The sequence below is a fragment of the Dysgonomonas termitidis genome, assembly GCF_054657735.1.
The window spans coordinates 1,757,372-1,772,451 of record NZ_BAAHYD010000002.1; the positions used below are offsets into that span (position 1 = coordinate 1,757,372).

Sequence of the window (15,080 nt, forward strand, 5' to 3'; positions counted from 1 at the left end):
CATTCTCAACCTTTCTTCCTCATCGATCCCGCCACTTTCGAAATAATAAATATAACCACAATCCCGATCACAAAATAAATCCACTCCGAACCCTGTATAGGCCTGCTGTCATCAGTATTCTTTTTTTTTACCTCCTCTTTTTTCTTGGCCTTGGTAACTGATGTGCTATCTACTTTCGTTTCTTTTACCGAATTATCCGATGACTCCTGATGAGAGGATTCCTTTTCCTGCTGATCTATACCCCGCCATTCCTTACTGATACTTTTTATTGTCCCGTCCGGATTGAAGTCCGTTACTTCCAGGTACCGGACTTCATTATGTACTTTTTCTTTTGAGGAAGAACTTTTTGTTTTTATGTCCGCACTGTCCTTTGTAAGGATAGAGGCATTCTTTGCCGTTTCGGATGACAGCTCTGTTTTCCGGTTCATCTCTCTGTTGCTCCGGCAACCTGCCAGGGCAAGGCATATAAGTATAAGGAGTGATATTGTGAGTGCTTTTTTCATAATGTTTTCTTTTTTCCTGCCTTATATCTTCGTGTCGGCCTGTTCTCTCTAAAATAAAGCGAACGAAGGAAATTTAATAGTCTCTTCATAATTTTATCCTTTCACCTGATTAGTTAATACAGCCATTTTCTTGCATACATCCTTTGCCATATCTGGTATTTTTGTTTTCAGATCCTGTAAGGCTTCCGTTACTTCTTTATTTTTAGGAATGTTCTTATCGTAAAATTTTTTCTGGCATTCTTTACTACAAAAGAATAACCGTTCGTATTTATCGGTGAACAATACAGGTATTTTGTAAATAAATCCTTTATTCTGGGCTTCGCATCCTATGGCTCCCCATTTCTGGGTAGTAGTAGAAAAGAGGAACCGGTTACACTCGTCACATTTTATTTGAGTTTCCATAACTACATTATCTCTATTTAAGACACTCCGGCATACACCAGCATCCCGATCATTAAAATAACGAAAGCCAACCCTATAATAAGCGCTCTGTCTTCAGTGTCTATTTTCATGGCTTCGTCCCCTTGCTGTACAATACCTGCTTCCGGTTACCTTCCCGGTTGTACGACAGATGCAGGAAGTTATTACGTCCGTCCTGATACAATATGGCCTGGTCGAAATCCAAACCACTCTTAAGTAAAGCAGCCAGCAGCTTGCGCGGTTCCTTTACCGAAACATCGGCGGCCTGCCCTTTTGTGTGTTGTGAATTTGGGACACCCCCGACTGCTTTATTAGTTTCCTGACTCCGGAAGCCGCTATTTATTATAAACGGCTCATTGTATATATCCCTTAACGGTTGCAATAGCCTTTTGGCTAAGGCTGTCAAATTCAATTGCTGCTGTACATCAGGTATATTCCTTATACCCTTTGCTACTGCCGTATTGGAATGGCTTAGCTCTTCCAACGTGAAATTTTTAGTTATTTGTGTCGCCATATTATTTATTTTTTCGTTTTCCTCTTTTCCTTAAATTCCTTATACAGATCGCATATATAGCTATTTCCCCCATCATCCGTATATTCCTTATACTTCTCATCTATATATTCTTCGCTTCGCAAAGCCGGGTTTGTCAGCAACAGCTTCAGTTCTATACGCTTGTTGATAAGCATCTGCTTTTTCCTGTATTCCTCACTGTCGCCTATAAACTTATCTACCGACTTCTGGAAAGTCCTATCGAGCTCTATATGCTCTTTCAGCTTATCCGTTAGCTTGCTGAACTCCTGCATGGACACTTCGCCCTGCTGCCGGATCACCTCCACATACTTCTGGTGAATAACCTCTGCCGCGCTTACATCGTCAACCAGGGCCTTGCTTTGCTCGCTCAATGCGTTAGCATTCGCCTTTCTCCTGTTGGCCCGGTAATGGATAAACCAGCCCCCGCCCAGCACGATAGTAGCGATAGGCATCAGCACATCCGTAATCAAATCCTTTATTTCCATCTATTTAATATTTATTATTATATTTACATCGTTTAAAATGTGTTAGAAATATATGAAACGATTGTTTTTAGGGCTAGGCCTGTCGCGAGACAGGCTTTTTCTATCACACCTCTGCAATTTGAGCAGGAGATCCATTGATAAACATTATCGAATCAAATATTCCGGCATTCGGGTCTATGGAAGTTATAACGTCACCTGGAGTGAAAGTCAATACCTTGGTTGTTGCATTCCAATCTACATAGTATTCTTTATCTGTATCTGCATACATGAAGTTAAAGCTCGCGGCCCATCCGTTTTGGTAATCCCATATAACTGCATCTCCACCACCATAGTCAATTAAAGATATTTGACCGATTGTGGTAATACCATTACCCTCTATCCAATCTTGTGAAGACGCTGTTACTTTTAATGCATTATTTTGAATGTTTATTACATCTACTGAAGTCCCTCCCGGTATTTCAATGCTTTGGTTAATATCTCTGTTAAAAGTAGCTTCATTTATAGGAGTTTGTGGCGCAATTTGAGATGCCGGAATTCCTACAAATGTATCGGGCGCCGTTGGTTTAAAATATTCAATTTTATAATCGACCATGCCTCCTTCCCCTGAATAATACAGGATGTTTGATACTTGCAGGAAGCAAACGTTGCTGTCATAATTCTGTATTATATGCTTGCGCATCCAGATTCTGTAAACTACTCTCTTTGCTCCGTTCTCAGGCATCTCCTCCTGGGTAATGTAGAGGTTTCCGCTTTCGAAATTGCCAGTGGCCGTATTTATTGTTATCCCGGATGGGTTTGGGTTCCACTGTCCTGTATTTACTACTACATTTGCAATACATTGATAGTTGTTGATATCTGCCGCCCTGTTTGATATAATTATATCAAATTTGAACATATCGCTATACCAGAAGCTGTTTTCCGGCCGTAGGTCGGATGTTATTTTAGCTACACAGTAGTAGTGGTCTACGGGTTGGTCCTGGTATGTATCGTTGACGCTTCCGTTCGGCTGCTCGTTACTTGGAGTTTGCCACTCCGGAGGATTCGCACCACCTGCAGATGTAAGCACCTGCCCTGTTGCGCCTCCTGTAATTACAAATAACAGATATTTCAGATTATTACGGACCTGCTGAATCTTTGTCCAGATATTCCCGCTTTCAGTATCTGGTATATCGGGTGTGCCGTCTTCGTCTGTCAGTGTGCCTGTAACGGCTTCCGTTATCGCGTCTTCCAGTTCCTGTTCGTCGACATAGTCCGTATTCTCACTGTAGAGCGTCCATGTGCTGGAAGTGCCGGCTACACGCTGGTATACGTTATTCTCCGAAGTAACCCGGCATAGCCATGTTACATTCTGCTCAGTACCTGTTATTACAGGCAGATCGGCCAAAGTGGAGACAGCGGGTTTCCATCTTTGGGAGGCCGCGACAGTAGCATTCACCTGCCCTACTGTCGCGGCGTCGTTGTTACCTGTTCCATCCGCGACATTGGTAATCCTTCTTTTTAGGGTAGGGTGACCTATAGAAAGTTCTCTATCTGTTGTGGTTTGTGAATTAGCCCCTAAAGCTATAGAATTTGTACTACTAGTTACGGCATTAACCCCTATAGCTACAGAACTTTGAGCACTGGCTTTACTTTGAGCAATAGCTACTGATGAATTCCCTGAGGCTTCAGAACTATAGCCAATAGCTACTGAATAGCTCCCTGATTTACTATTACTGCCGAGAGCGGTACCGGCATTTGCGCTAACAGTGGAGTTAATTCCGATAGCTACAGTTGCGCTACCCGAAGCATTGGCATTTGCTCCGGCCACGATAGAATTACCTCCTTTCCATGCCGTAAACACCGGATCTGTCTCCGTATCCGGTATATATACTGCATACTGGAATGTAAGTATATTTTCGAATGTACCGGGTGATATCTCGCTACGAAGCCACGCATACACCGATGGGTTTCCGTTGCCTCCATTCGGGTTTTCATCTGCATGGACGCGCGTCCATGTCTTATCGGCTGGTTTTTCAGCAAGCGAAGCATCATAGGCCAGTAGGTCGGCATAGGTAGGAAAATCCACCCCCAGCCAGTTACCCTGCATGGCGGCAAGGGCTTGCAGGCTTGCTGTCAGCCCCGTTATCGCGGAGATAGGATGCTGATCGGCAGCATCGCGATTGGTTAATTGTGTATGGTCGTCTGTCCCGCCCGCCCCACCAGCCTCCGGGGCTATCTCTTCGAGTAAGTCACCCAAGTTATCAGGGGTGACATCTACCCCGTCGATACTTACACCCTCACTCATAGGATGATCCAGGAATGAGGCTACCGATCCAATTTTATACACATAAAACCTATCCCCTGCATTGGATAGCTTAAAGTCAAGATGTCCTTTAAGATAATAATCTACCTGTCTATCGTTTATCTGCAATCCTATTTGCTTGGCTGTCGATGTTATTTTTAGCATAATATTCTATTTTTAAATTATTTATTTACTTTTACACCGATATTAACTGAAATTTCTACTTAAAAAAGGCTGTAATGCGTAAGCATGCAGTCTTTTTTTTATCACTATCCTACCTGATAATTAGAGCCATCCTGCATATCGGAGATAAAGACAGTACCGTTAGTATTGTCTTCTAACTTCCAATAAATAGTATAAGAACTACCGGCAATAAACTCACCACCATCTTTATCATTAGAGATAGGAATCGTATCTCCCGGAGCTATAGTATACGTGTTAGCATCTTCCCATCTGAAACTGCCGGGATAAGGAGCTACGGAGACAAATGCGAAAAATAATAACGATGTATTCTGAACATATATTGTCAGGGGATTATTCGCCGTCCACACCGCGTTAACTGTCAAATTACCTGCCGGCATAACAAACGTATCACCCAGCCCGTAAGTAACTCCCGGAAATGCTCCGGACACAAACCCCGCGAAGGTATAGCCGCTCCTTGTGGCAGATGCTGGCAGGGTGATAGTCGCGCCGGCGGGATAATTACCCGATGGAGTACCGCCGGTTACTGTACCGCCCGCCGGATAGAGTTCGTATGCGTAGGTAGTTGCATTAATAAGATTCCTGTATGGATCTATGTTCCTGTTCGGGAAGCGTTGTATAAAGGCTGCCGCATCTACTCCTGTAACTGTAATTCCGGTTACGTAAGAGGGCGCTAATATGTTATCGGTGGAGCATACTCTATCATTATGTGCGAATACCGTTGCGGGTATATTCCCAATGTTTAATAAAAGGATATTGTCGCTATTGAATATAAGATCCGTTTGGATGCTCGTTACGCTAATAAGCGGAGAAAGATCCACCGATATTAAGCCTAAGCATCCGAATAATAAATATGACCCTATACTTGTAACATTCGCAAACGGAGATAAGTCGATAGACGTTATACCGCAAGCCGAAAGAAAACTACTTCCTATACTCACAACATTCGTAAACGGAGATAAGTCGACAGACGTTAACTGAGTAGCAGCTATCATGAAATCAGTGCCTATACTTGCAACATTCGTAAATACCGATAAGTCCACGGATATTAACTGTGGAAGATTACGGAGAAAATTAGTATTCAGGGCGTTAATATTCCTGTATGACTCTCCGAATACAATATTCTTTATATTGTTTTTAGAAACGTTTATTCCTTTTATGGTCATACTCGACGCAGTGACACAGAAGTTAGTTATCGGCGTATTGCGTAAGCTAAATCTATGTTGTATGCCGGCTGTATCTTCATAATAGGAATCATTATTGGAGTATGTCCTTCGTCTCATATTTTTAGCTATTGGCTGGTTATTAATTCGGATCTCCTACTCTCATGCTATAGTTTCCTGTTATCCCGCACAAAATATTCACTTCCGCTACTTTGCCTGCCGGAATGCTTACTGTAGGCTGACCGTAATTGTTCCTTAACCCTGTTACCGTAGGCAGTGTAAGTGTAATGGCGGACGCTCCTGTATTTTCAACCTCTATTACCATCTCGTAGCAGGATTTAAGACTGCTGATATTCGCTATCGACATTGTTGCACTGGCGGATATCTGGCATAATGTGTATGAAGCTGTAGCCGGGATATTTGCTACGGAAGTGAGCGACTGGGAAGCTAACTTGAATGCGATATAAGGCAGGGCATCAGCTAAGGATGCAGCCAGCGCATCCCAACCTACTACCGACATAGAGCCGTCGTTTTCCACGAATACCTTACCTGCGTTACCCGCTATCGCCGCAACGCCTTTTACGAGCCCCAGCACATCTGTCGCCGCCTGATTGACTGTATCCGTTCCCCTGTCTATCCATTCGAATACTCCGGGGGATGTTTCCAGATAAGTCCACGCGTGACCGGCCGGTGCGTCCTGATCGAGATTGACGACGGTCGCATTATCCAAAGGGGCTGCGCCTTTTATGGCTGTCCATGCATCGGTAAGCTGCTGCTGTGTAGGAGTGTTTCCCAAATTAGCCGCTGCACGTCCCGTCCCTTTTATAATTGCAATATCCGCCGTATTTATGCCTATCTGTTGGAAGCTCTCTTTCGGCATGGCCCCATCCTGTACTTCGGAAGCGTTTGGTATTACGTTGCTTGTATTACTTGTTATTCCGGATAACAGGTTTTTAGATGTTTCATTCAGTTGCAGACGTTTTGTTGTAGGGTTGTTGTCTATGGAGATATCGGAGAGGACGGATTGGTTGAGTTTGGTATCGGTGTAGCTATTAGCATCCTGTAATACATTTTCACCTACAGCATCGGTATAGTCCCTTGATTTTCTTTCTACATTAGATAACCTGTACTTATCTTTGAAATAGCACCACAATGAGAATTCAGTTATTTCATCAGGTTGCAATATAATTGATCCTCCGTAATCATTAAAAATAGGCGATTCTGTCGGTAGCGATATGGTTATGGGATTTTGAGATACATTTTTAATTATGATACGCATCTCATATCCGGGCTTCATACATTCCAATCCCTGGAGAGTAAATTGTTGGTCAATTAATGCCTCTACGGCGACATTACCCTTTGGTTTCAGATTAAATAATGTATCTACAACTTCATACCGGGTCATAAACCGGGTATACATATTCGATGGATCTAATCCTTTCCACTCCCTTTCTTCTATATCCCAGTATGCGAATGTCTTTAAAGACTGAACAAAAGCAAACCAACCGTAATATCCTTTCGGATACCTTTCATATATATCATATATAGAGCCGTATGCGCCTTTATAATCCTGAAAGGGAACACGGTCTTTTCTGTCTATTCTATTAAATCCGCTCATTGTCTGCAATTTTTATTAATTGTAATTTTTCTATTGCTGCCTGTTTTGTTTTGTCGGATAATTCGGATTGCTCATAAATAAGTTGAACAATCGAGACTATAAGGTAAATGAATACAGGAATAAGTCTGCTGTCTATATCTTCCAGTATCTGGCTATTCTCGTTATCCATGTCAATAGTTAGTTTTGGTATGTAATAACCGAAATCAATTTTATGCTCTCTGTATGTTTTAGGAAGTGAGTAGTATTCTAACTTTTTACCCTCGCTTGTTTTTATAACAGCGCATACAGGCGATGATACGCCGCCCCGTAAATAAGGGTTGAATTGATTCATATATGCCGGACTGTCCGAGGTAATAATTTTACTAACCGGGCGCTCCCAGCCTCTCATTTTGAATAATTTCAGTGAATGAAAATCTTCCGGAAGTTTTATATAGCCGCTGCCGTCTTGATTTTTTACAATATCTATAGGAGCATCTTCCGGCGATAATTCTTTGGACGGAAGTAAATCACCCGGTGATAATTCTATTAATAGGTCGTAGGCTTCGCTTATGGATTCTTTTATGTAAATCTCTACTGGTTTGTCGTATCTTTCAGGGTCAAGGACAACCAACCCGTCAGTCAAAGGAGTAATCACTGACGAATCGGGATCAAGTACAGCTAACCCCGAACCATACGGGGTTAGCTCTTGTAATTTCACCTTAACCTTATATATAAGATCCTTTATAGTCATTATTCATTGAAAATTCTCCAATTCGGGAAATTAAACCCATTTTCTTTTGCCAGAATAACCAGGCTTTCAGCTGTCAGGGCATTATTTAATATTTCAGGGCTTACGCCTTTTGAACCCATAAATTCCCGCACCTGCTGCTGATTGGACACATGCTCCGAGTATAAATCCGGATTTTGAGGAACGCCGACGCCTTTACCATTATCGAGCGTTACTTTCTGGCTGAGGCTCTCTGTACCTTCTTCATCAGGTGCATCTTCCTCTGTCTCGCTTTCAACGTATATCTGTTTATCCTTGAATCGCTGAGATGCCTTAATGGCTTTTATCACAAGAGGATCCTTTGACATATACCGTCCTCCGATAATGGAAGTACCGTTGTTTGATCCTCCTGTATATTCTATACGCACGCCTTTACCATTATCGAGCGTTACTTTCTGGCTGAGGCTCATCAATCCTTTTAGCCTGAATATGACTATAGTTATTTTTGACATGTTTTTTAATTTTGATTATGATAATAAGCGGAGCTATGATATTGACTATAACTCCGCTTTTAAATTATATTAAGCTGCTTTCATTATTTTACAATGGCAGGATGGATATCCCAATCCTACGCAGAAGCTTTCCGAGTTAACGGTAGTGTCCGACTTCCTTACACCAAGCTGCTCCTGGTCATATTGTTTTGTAGTTCTTGCTTCCCATATATATTTATACAGGTAATCAGGATCTAATACATAGGCATTTTCTGCGTCATCGTACAAATCCAGCAATTCATGATGGATCAGATATAGTGTACCGAAGTTTGTTCTTATGGTAGTCCACTCTATACCCCATTGTACGTCTGTGCCTGTTGTAATATCTTTGTACAATGTCCAGTCTATTTTACTTACATTGGATATAAACTTGGAACCGGCAAAAATAGCGCGTTTCTTAGATCCGCTGTTTTTAGTAAATATATATTCGAGCATGTCCACGAAATCGTCTTTAGTAAACGTCGTATATTCGTACTCTTTGAACATATATTTAGTGATACCGTTACATGTATACACATCTACGTTCTGATCATCATCATACGTCATACCTTTCTCTCCATACATCAGGGAGCCTTCCATTTCCATACGCCATTCAAAGATAGCAGCCTCATTCATATCTTCTTTTTCCCAGTCCAGTATCTTATCCTGTTTTTGGTACCATTTCGAAACGTCTATCTGGCACATGAACGTTTGCGCATAGTTATTGTCTATCGTAGGATAAGAAGATGTAGGAGGTGTTTTTACGTCAAATTCAGTGGCCGCACGTCCCAAACGGAATAGTTTCGTATTTGCCGGGATAGAAGGTATGAATTTTTGTGTTTTAGGTCTTAGAGCTGTACCCGTTAATGCTCCCCCGTTGGTCGCGTATACAGTGATCTGGTTTCCTGCGATGCTTTTTACTCTCAATTGCAGGTATACCTTTGTACTACGCACAGTACCTGATTCGTCGTATCCATATACACCTTTTACACGTATTGTACTGGATTTTGCGAATATAATAGGGTTGTCTACCGTTAACACAGCTGTCGAACTGGTTGTTACTTGTGTATAAGCACTCGTCGCAAATGTCTCGAATGGCTTTATATCAACACTTCCCCATTTTGCTTCTATGGAATTCGTATTCCGTGGGGTCATATGACGCAGCATAGTATCAAGTATGGCTTTATCCGGCCTTACTTTTATTATCTCATCATCATAAAACGGTTTTAATAGCTCTGATTGGACATTTTTACCGGTATCGACACTGACTTCCCCGGCTACATGCTTTCCAAGATTATCAGCTCCGGGAGAGCTTGGATCGGCTCCTGTGTTGTTCGGTGTGAATATGCCTTCTGCCGCATGTACGGAGCCCGCATCGGTCACTCCGATAATAGCGCATGCAAGGGAAAGTAGCAAAATAATCAGCCCTCCCTTTCCAAAATAGTTTTTAAAAATTTCTTTCATTTTTTTATAATTTAATGTTACTTAATTAGTTCCGTATTTGTTCCCCAGCTTCCGTTTTTCCTTGGTGTAGAAATTCTTTCTTCCGGTTTATTCTGAGGCTTGCCGCTTGTGGCTCCCAGTGTAGGAACTCCGTCTCCCCCTCCATTATCGTTACGCACCTTTTCTACTATTTTCTGGGTACGTCCTTTCGCTTCTCCGGCTTTTATAGCACTGTCTACGTCTGTATCGTAGTCATATGCTTTTTTTAAAGCCTCCAGTCCTTCTGTACTATACACTCCTGAAAATGCAGGCATATAGATAGTATCATAAGCCCATTGCAGAAATTCCGAAAACTGCTCTTCGGTCATGCCGTTATTTTCGGCAAATGCTTTGAAGACTTCTTCCGATTTAGATATGTTATCTTCAAATTCTTGTTGCTGTTTAGCAGTTCTATCAAATGCATCCTGTTCAGACTTCATCCGCTCGTCCTCTGCCTGAATTATTTCTTTAAATTCTTCGCTTTCGGGATCAAGCTCCAATATAGATTTTCCATACATTTTCACAATGTCCGGCAACATATTATTTCCGGACATAATAGATTGGAGAAGGGCTGCGTTCCGGGGGTTCTTCCTTACTCCTTCCGCAAGTTTATTACTTGTATCGTTCACCTTTCCGTATCTGTCGAGTATATGGTCTATCGCATCGTCATCGCTTTCAAAGATCATGTCTGGACTATTTGATTTCAGATAATCCATCATTCTGGAACGTCCTCTTAACGGTTGTTCTTCCGGTTCGGTGACTACTTCCTCAGCCATTACTTTTTCTTCATCTTCCATTATTTATAATTTATATAAAACTTAAAGTATTACTTTACAAATTTGTTATATATAATTGTATTTAAAAGTGTTGAAAAATTAATTTTTTATGTTTATTTCTTATTATTTTTACAGCAGAATCATTTTTTTATAATATGTGTACGCTTAAAAAAATAAAGGATCGGGATTTTAATTTAGCTTACAAAGAAGTGATTCGTAGATATGGACAAAAAGCCAGATTTATGAAAAGGATAGATATCGTGAATGAAGCGGTAAATATGCCGGCTCCCCGATATTACATAACTGAGCATGAAGCTGGAAGAATGATAAATAAAATGATGAAAGGCTATATTCCGCAGCACAAAAGAATGGAAAGGCGCAAGATGTATTTCGATATGTTCAATGCTTTTCTGGAATGGAGGATAAATAATCCGGACAGTAAAATATCTGAAGGTATAAATTATGTGATATATAATGAGGCTCCCGGATTTTATATAACGGCGCAATATGCGTCACAAATAAAAATAAGATGAAATATATTTTTATAATAATATGCATAATTGTTTATTTTTTGCCTGTCGATATCCTTTTGGCTGGGTATTCAGATAATAGTCCGGTATATACATTCTTTATATACATGGTATTTCACAAATCGTTTATTCATTTATCATTGAATATGATGTCTTTTTATTTCATATATGGATCAATAAATATAAAGGACAGATTATTTCTTCTATTATATCCGGGCTCTGTGCTTATCGCATTTTTGTCATCTATGCCGGAGCCTACCATAGGAGCATCGGGATTGATTTATATATTATGTGGTATACGCTCAGGAGCTATAATAACCATTCCGTATAAGTTTATTCCGTTTTTCACTTTAGTTATTTCTTCTATAACTATAGGTTTTCTACTGCCGGGTATTAATGGATTAATCCATTTATTAGGCTTCTCATTGGGATTTTTAGCATATATAGTTAAGTCTATTTTTAATGAAACTGACAGCGTCATACATAAGGGAAGAGAATAAAAAACGTAACAGGGATTTACGGCAGGAAGAAGATCAGTATAACCCTTATATTGGTGCAGGATCGAATACCGTAGAAAGAACTCCTTTAAGGATAAGTGATTTACCTATTCCTCTCTTTTATGCACCTAAAGAAATGCTTTGTCATGACCTCATAAAGTCACTGGAAAAAGAAGGTTCCATATTCGCTTATCTGCAAAAATTAAATATACCACCACAAAAGGAGAATGTAAGGAAAATAATCATAGCAGTCGAGAAAATAAGGATTAAGACGGATTTTGAATACACAGCAGCTTCTTATTTCAAAATAAAACCTAAACCCAAAAAAGACCCTTTTACCGGACAGGATATTGTTATAGAAGGGGATATCCCATTTATATTGAACAGAGGACAGCGCAAACTTTTAAAAGTATTGGAATCATTCAGGCTCAGGCGGAAATCCATCAGGATAATCCTGTTAAAAGCCAGGCAATGGGGCGGCTCCACGCTTGTACAGTTATATATGGCATGGATGCAACTATTCCATCACCGGCAATGGAATAGTACAATATGTGCGCATGTTGAAAATACAGCCAGAATTGTAAAGGGCATGTATACTAAGATTTTAAAATACATACCTGTCGAATTGGTCGATAATGTAAATTATTTGATGATGCGGCCATATGAAAAATCGGCAAAGACATCTATCATAGAAGGTCCCGACTGCCGTATCACTATAGGGAGTGCCGAAAAACCGGATGGTGTACGCGGGGAAGATACAGTAATGGCGCATTGTACCGAAATAGGAATTTGGAAAGTAACAAAAGGAAAAACCCCTGAGGATATATTAAATTCGGTTACTTCCGGTATACCTATGGTAGCTGATTCTATAGTTGTCTATGAGAGCACGGCTAAGGGCGTGGGTAATCTTTTTCATAGGGAATGGCTAAGGGCTAAATCAGGAGAAAATAATATGACTCCCGTATTTATTTCATGGTTTGATATTGAAAACAATGCAGTAAAAATAGACAATGTCATTGATTTTATTAACTCGATGACAGATTATGAATATAACCTTTGGGAAAAAGGGGCGACGCTTGAGCAGATAAATTGGTATAGGAATAAATCTAAAGAATACCCTAACGAATGGGGAATGCGTCAGGAGTTCCCGTCCGATGATATCGAAGCATTTCAGAGTTCCGGGAAGCGTAAGTTTGATATATACCAGGTACAGAACATGCGTAAATTCAATAAAGAGCCATTGTTTTACGCTACCGTCGAATCTACTCTGCTTCTTAAAGAATGCGATGATTCTGATAAGCAAAAGGAATTTCTAAAAAATTCATTTATAAAAAAACTGGAAGGCGTTCCGAATAAAGAGGATAATCTTCTTAAAGTATGGGCTCTTCCAACAAAAGAATATATACGTCGTCGGTATGTCGTAAGTGTCGATATCGGAGGTAAATCCGACAAAGCGGACTGGTCTGTCATTACCGTTTTCGACCGGAAATATATGACTGAAATAGGCGGAGTTCCGGAAAAAGTAGCGCAATGGAGAGGGCATATAGATCACGACTTATTAGCGTGGCTGGCAGCTATGATAGCTACAATATATGACAATGCGTTACTGGTATTTGAATCTAATACATTTGAAACAGAAAAAACGGAAGGCCAGCACTTCGAATACATACTTGATGAATTAGGCGGCGCATATGATAATCTGTATTGCCGTAATTCGGCGCAACGCATAAAGGAAAATTTACCTCCTAAATGGGGATTCCATACGGGTGAGTCCTCAAAAACAATGATTATGGACAATATGACAAAAATGTTACGTGAGGAAGGTTATTATGAACGTGATCTGGAATGCTGTAACGAAATGGATCAGTACGAAATCAAAGAAGACGGCAAACTTGGAGCTATCGAGGGCTGTCATGACGATATATTAATGTCTACGGCAATAGGGGTATATGTCTGTTACGACTTTAAATATTTTCCCATGCCCGAAATATATATTCCATATGAACATAAAAATCATAATAAACAACCAAAAATCAGAAATGAATCAACATTTTAAATAAATAATTTATGGAAAAATCAATCAAATCAAATGTATGGTTAGAAACCATGACATTTTTAATAGCTACAAAAAACTGGATCATAGAGATCTGGCTATTGTTTATCCTGGGTCTTAGGCTCCGTATGGCTATAAAGTTAGCCGATATGAAGCATTTCATCAGAGATAAACGCTATTTTGTATATCCAGACAGGATAAGCGGGGGGCTGTTGGTTCTGAATAACGATGAAATCGATATCCGGAAAAAACAAAAGTTAATGCCTCCCGGAATGAAATATCTGGAGATAAGGAACCGGTGCTTCTACGTTACGGCGACAAAAAGGTATGGGACGGATGCGCCTACAGAGATAGAGAAAAAGGAGATGAGGGATCGTTACCTGAATTGGCAGAAACTATTGAAGCCTTTTTTCAGGAAAGCCAGGGTAGGAATACCGGTAGTAAAGAAAAAGAAATGAAAATATATACCGTAAAACGTAGAAGGAACGGGCTTTCCTTTTTATTGGATGAAGACAGGATAAAAGCCCGCTCCTGGATATATGCCGAAATCAAACTTTTTATCGGGAAATTAACGGGGAGATATGACGCCTCATGCCATATAGATGGAATGCTTGTAGAAGAGATACCTGTAAGCGTTGATAATATGTTGGATATAATGATAATGATTAAAACAATAAAACTATGACAGAGAAAAATTGGAAAGTAACAATCGATATCAGTAAAATAGGACAAAAAAACACTTTAGAAACATATAACCTGTCCGCATGGAAAAAGAAAATAGGTTGTTATGGGAAAAGAGCGGCTAAAAGGATGCTATATTGTGCCCCTGAATGCCAAGTGTCGCCGACAGGAAATGGATATTGCCTGGCAAAGGACGTTTGTAAGAATTACGTCGAAAGGAAGCATTAATATGTTATATAATTATTTACACAAATAAACAATAATGATATGTTTAAACTTAATAAAGAATTAAAAAAAGGAGATACGCTGTATATAGACGCATTAGCGGATGGAATACATGAATTTCTTGTAGAATCGGTATCAATTAACAAAAATTGCATATCCGTAAAGATAGAACGCCGGAATGATTACTACGGAAGTCCATTCCTATTCGGACATAAAAACGGAAAAACCCTTTCATCCGATTCAGAGATATTTTACGTGAATATAGGCCATGCGAAAGATGCGGTATATGAAAGGGTAACCTCGAGAATATGGATGGATTATATAAGATCCAAGAAAGAAATTAACAGGATAAACGAAATAATAGAACAAGAATCATCCATATAAATAACGTATATAG

At 40.1% G+C, this 15,080-nt stretch carries 18 protein-coding genes; 7 read left to right on the forward strand and 11 right to left on the reverse strand.

The genetic code is table 11. The features are described 5' to 3' along the window. Positions 1-5 precede the first annotated feature (5 nt). The 11 genes from ACYQ3L_RS11365 to ACYQ3L_RS11415 form a co-directional block, all read right to left on the reverse strand. A complete protein-coding gene (locus ACYQ3L_RS11365) occupies positions 6-503 on the reverse strand; it encodes a hypothetical protein (protein WP_379993331.1) in 498 nt (165 codons plus the stop codon). Between the two features lie 93 nt (positions 504-596). After that, on the reverse strand, positions 597-905 hold the full coding sequence (locus tag ACYQ3L_RS11370) for a hypothetical protein (protein WP_379993332.1): 309 nt from the start codon (positions 903-905) through the stop codon (positions 597-599). Between the two features lie 106 nt (positions 906-1,011). Then, positions 1,012-1,437 (reverse strand): D-Ala-D-Ala carboxypeptidase family metallohydrolase, encoded by a 426-nt coding sequence (locus ACYQ3L_RS11375; protein WP_379993333.1) that lies wholly within the window; start codon positions 1,435-1,437, stop codon positions 1,012-1,014. Positions 1,438-1,442: 5 nt separating this feature from the next. Continuing rightward, a complete protein-coding gene (locus tag ACYQ3L_RS11380) occupies positions 1,443-1,940 on the reverse strand; it encodes a hypothetical protein (RefSeq protein ID WP_379993334.1) in 498 nt (165 codons plus the stop codon). 103 nt (positions 1,941-2,043) lie between these two features. Beyond that, a complete protein-coding gene (locus tag ACYQ3L_RS11385; protein WP_379993335.1) occupies positions 2,044-4,386 on the reverse strand; it encodes a hypothetical protein in 2,343 nt (780 codons plus the stop codon). A 104-nt stretch (positions 4,387-4,490) separates the two neighbouring features. After that, positions 4,491-5,705, reverse strand: coding sequence for an InlB B-repeat-containing protein (locus ACYQ3L_RS11390; protein WP_459952408.1), 1,215 nt, complete (start codon positions 5,703-5,705; stop codon positions 4,491-4,493). A gap of 22 nt (positions 5,706-5,727) precedes the next feature. Next, on the reverse strand, positions 5,728-7,203 hold the full coding sequence (locus ACYQ3L_RS11395; protein ID WP_380000111.1) for a hypothetical protein: 1,476 nt from the start codon (positions 7,201-7,203) through the stop codon (positions 5,728-5,730). Next, positions 7,190-7,933, reverse strand: coding sequence for a hypothetical protein (locus ACYQ3L_RS11400; protein WP_459952409.1), 744 nt, complete (start codon positions 7,931-7,933; stop codon positions 7,190-7,192). The genes ACYQ3L_RS11395 and ACYQ3L_RS11400 overlap by 14 nt, the downstream gene beginning before the upstream one ends. Next, positions 7,933-8,421: a hypothetical protein gene (locus ACYQ3L_RS11405; RefSeq protein WP_380000115.1), complete on the reverse strand. Its 489-nt coding sequence runs from the start codon at positions 8,419-8,421 to the stop codon at positions 7,933-7,935. The genes ACYQ3L_RS11400 and ACYQ3L_RS11405 overlap by 1 nt, the downstream gene beginning before the upstream one ends. Before the next feature lie 69 nt (positions 8,422-8,490). Beyond that, positions 8,491-9,903, reverse strand: a complete 1,413-nt coding sequence (locus ACYQ3L_RS11410; protein ID WP_380000117.1) for an SU10 major capsid protein — start codon at positions 9,901-9,903, stop codon at positions 8,491-8,493. A 17-nt stretch (positions 9,904-9,920) separates the two neighbouring features. Beyond that, positions 9,921-10,718 (reverse strand): hypothetical protein, encoded by a 798-nt coding sequence (locus ACYQ3L_RS11415; protein ID WP_380000119.1) that lies wholly within the window; start codon positions 10,716-10,718, stop codon positions 9,921-9,923. A 221-nt stretch (positions 10,719-10,939) separates the two neighbouring features. Between ACYQ3L_RS11415 and ACYQ3L_RS11420 the strand changes: the two genes are divergently transcribed. The 7 genes from ACYQ3L_RS11420 to ACYQ3L_RS11450 are packed head-to-tail and all read left to right on the forward strand — an operon-like array spanning position 10,940 to position 15,067. Further along, positions 10,940-11,230: a hypothetical protein gene (locus ACYQ3L_RS11420; RefSeq protein WP_380000121.1), complete on the forward strand. Its 291-nt coding sequence runs from the start codon at positions 10,940-10,942 to the stop codon at positions 11,228-11,230. Continuing rightward, positions 11,227-11,727, forward strand: coding sequence for a rhomboid family intramembrane serine protease (locus tag ACYQ3L_RS11425; RefSeq protein ID WP_380000123.1), 501 nt, complete (start codon positions 11,227-11,229; stop codon positions 11,725-11,727). Before ACYQ3L_RS11420 ends, ACYQ3L_RS11425 begins: the two co-directional genes overlap by 4 nt. Further along, the gene (locus ACYQ3L_RS11430) at positions 11,690-13,780 is read left to right on the forward strand and encodes a terminase large subunit (protein ID WP_380000125.1); all 2,091 of its coding nucleotides are present in this window, start codon (positions 11,690-11,692) and stop codon (positions 13,778-13,780) included. The genes ACYQ3L_RS11425 and ACYQ3L_RS11430 overlap by 38 nt, the downstream gene beginning before the upstream one ends. 11 nt (positions 13,781-13,791) lie before the next feature. Further along, positions 13,792-14,235: a hypothetical protein gene (locus ACYQ3L_RS11435; RefSeq protein WP_380000127.1), complete on the forward strand. Its 444-nt coding sequence runs from the start codon at positions 13,792-13,794 to the stop codon at positions 14,233-14,235. Beyond that, entirely contained in the window at positions 14,232-14,462 is a 231-nt protein-coding gene (locus ACYQ3L_RS11440) for a hypothetical protein (RefSeq protein WP_380000129.1), read from the forward strand. Before ACYQ3L_RS11435 ends, ACYQ3L_RS11440 begins: the two co-directional genes overlap by 4 nt. Continuing rightward, positions 14,459-14,686 carry a hypothetical protein gene (locus ACYQ3L_RS11445; protein ID WP_380000131.1) on the forward strand — a complete coding sequence of 76 codons (228 nt, stop codon included), beginning with the start codon at positions 14,459-14,461 and terminating at the stop codon, positions 14,684-14,686. Before ACYQ3L_RS11440 ends, ACYQ3L_RS11445 begins: the two co-directional genes overlap by 4 nt. Positions 14,687-14,725: 39 nt before the next feature. Next, complete coding sequence (locus ACYQ3L_RS11450) at positions 14,726-15,067, forward strand: hypothetical protein (RefSeq protein WP_380000133.1); 342 nt, start codon at positions 14,726-14,728, stop codon at positions 15,065-15,067. The last annotated feature ends 13 nt before the right edge of the window (positions 15,068-15,080 follow it).

Bases quoted from the DNA above. Each gene is read 5' to 3' on its own strand.
- ACYQ3L_RS11365 (WP_379993331.1), bottom strand. From the start codon at position 503: ATGAAAAAAGCACTCACAATATCACTCCTTATACTTATATGCCTTGCC.
- ACYQ3L_RS11370 (WP_379993332.1), bottom strand. From the start codon at position 905: ATGGAAACTCAAATAAAATGTGACGAGTGTAACCGGTTCCTCTTTTCT.
- ACYQ3L_RS11375 (WP_379993333.1), bottom strand. From the start codon at position 1,437: ATGGCGACACAAATAACTAAAAATTTCACGTTGGAAGAGCTAAGCCAT.
- ACYQ3L_RS11380 (WP_379993334.1), bottom strand. From the start codon at position 1,940: ATGGAAATAAAGGATTTGATTACGGATGTGCTGATGCCTATCGCTACT.
- ACYQ3L_RS11385 (WP_379993335.1), bottom strand. From the start codon at position 4,386: ATGCTAAAAATAACATCGACAGCCAAGCAAATAGGATTGCAGATAAAC.
- ACYQ3L_RS11390 (WP_459952408.1), bottom strand. From the start codon at position 5,705: ATGAGACGAAGGACATACTCCAATAATGATTCCTATTATGAAGATACA.
- ACYQ3L_RS11395 (WP_380000111.1), bottom strand. From the start codon at position 7,203: ATGAGCGGATTTAATAGAATAGACAGAAAAGACCGTGTTCCCTTTCAG.
- ACYQ3L_RS11400 (WP_459952409.1), bottom strand. From the start codon at position 7,933: ATGACTATAAAGGATCTTATATATAAGGTTAAGGTGAAATTACAAGAG.
- ACYQ3L_RS11405 (WP_380000115.1), bottom strand. From the start codon at position 8,421: ATGTCAAAAATAACTATAGTCATATTCAGGCTAAAAGGATTGATGAGC.
- ACYQ3L_RS11410 (WP_380000117.1), bottom strand. From the start codon at position 9,903: ATGAAAGAAATTTTTAAAAACTATTTTGGAAAGGGAGGGCTGATTATT.
- ACYQ3L_RS11415 (WP_380000119.1), bottom strand. From the start codon at position 10,718: ATGGAAGATGAAGAAAAAGTAATGGCTGAGGAAGTAGTCACCGAACCG.
- ACYQ3L_RS11420 (WP_380000121.1), top strand. From the start codon at position 10,940: ATGAAAAGGATAGATATCGTGAATGAAGCGGTAAATATGCCGGCTCCC.
- ACYQ3L_RS11425 (WP_380000123.1), top strand. From the start codon at position 11,227: ATGAAATATATTTTTATAATAATATGCATAATTGTTTATTTTTTGCCT.
- ACYQ3L_RS11430 (WP_380000125.1), top strand. From the start codon at position 11,690: ATGAAACTGACAGCGTCATACATAAGGGAAGAGAATAAAAAACGTAAC.
- ACYQ3L_RS11435 (WP_380000127.1), top strand. From the start codon at position 13,792: ATGGAAAAATCAATCAAATCAAATGTATGGTTAGAAACCATGACATTT.
- ACYQ3L_RS11440 (WP_380000129.1), top strand. From the start codon at position 14,232: ATGAAAATATATACCGTAAAACGTAGAAGGAACGGGCTTTCCTTTTTA.
- ACYQ3L_RS11445 (WP_380000131.1), top strand. From the start codon at position 14,459: ATGACAGAGAAAAATTGGAAAGTAACAATCGATATCAGTAAAATAGGA.
- ACYQ3L_RS11450 (WP_380000133.1), top strand. From the start codon at position 14,726: ATGTTTAAACTTAATAAAGAATTAAAAAAAGGAGATACGCTGTATATA.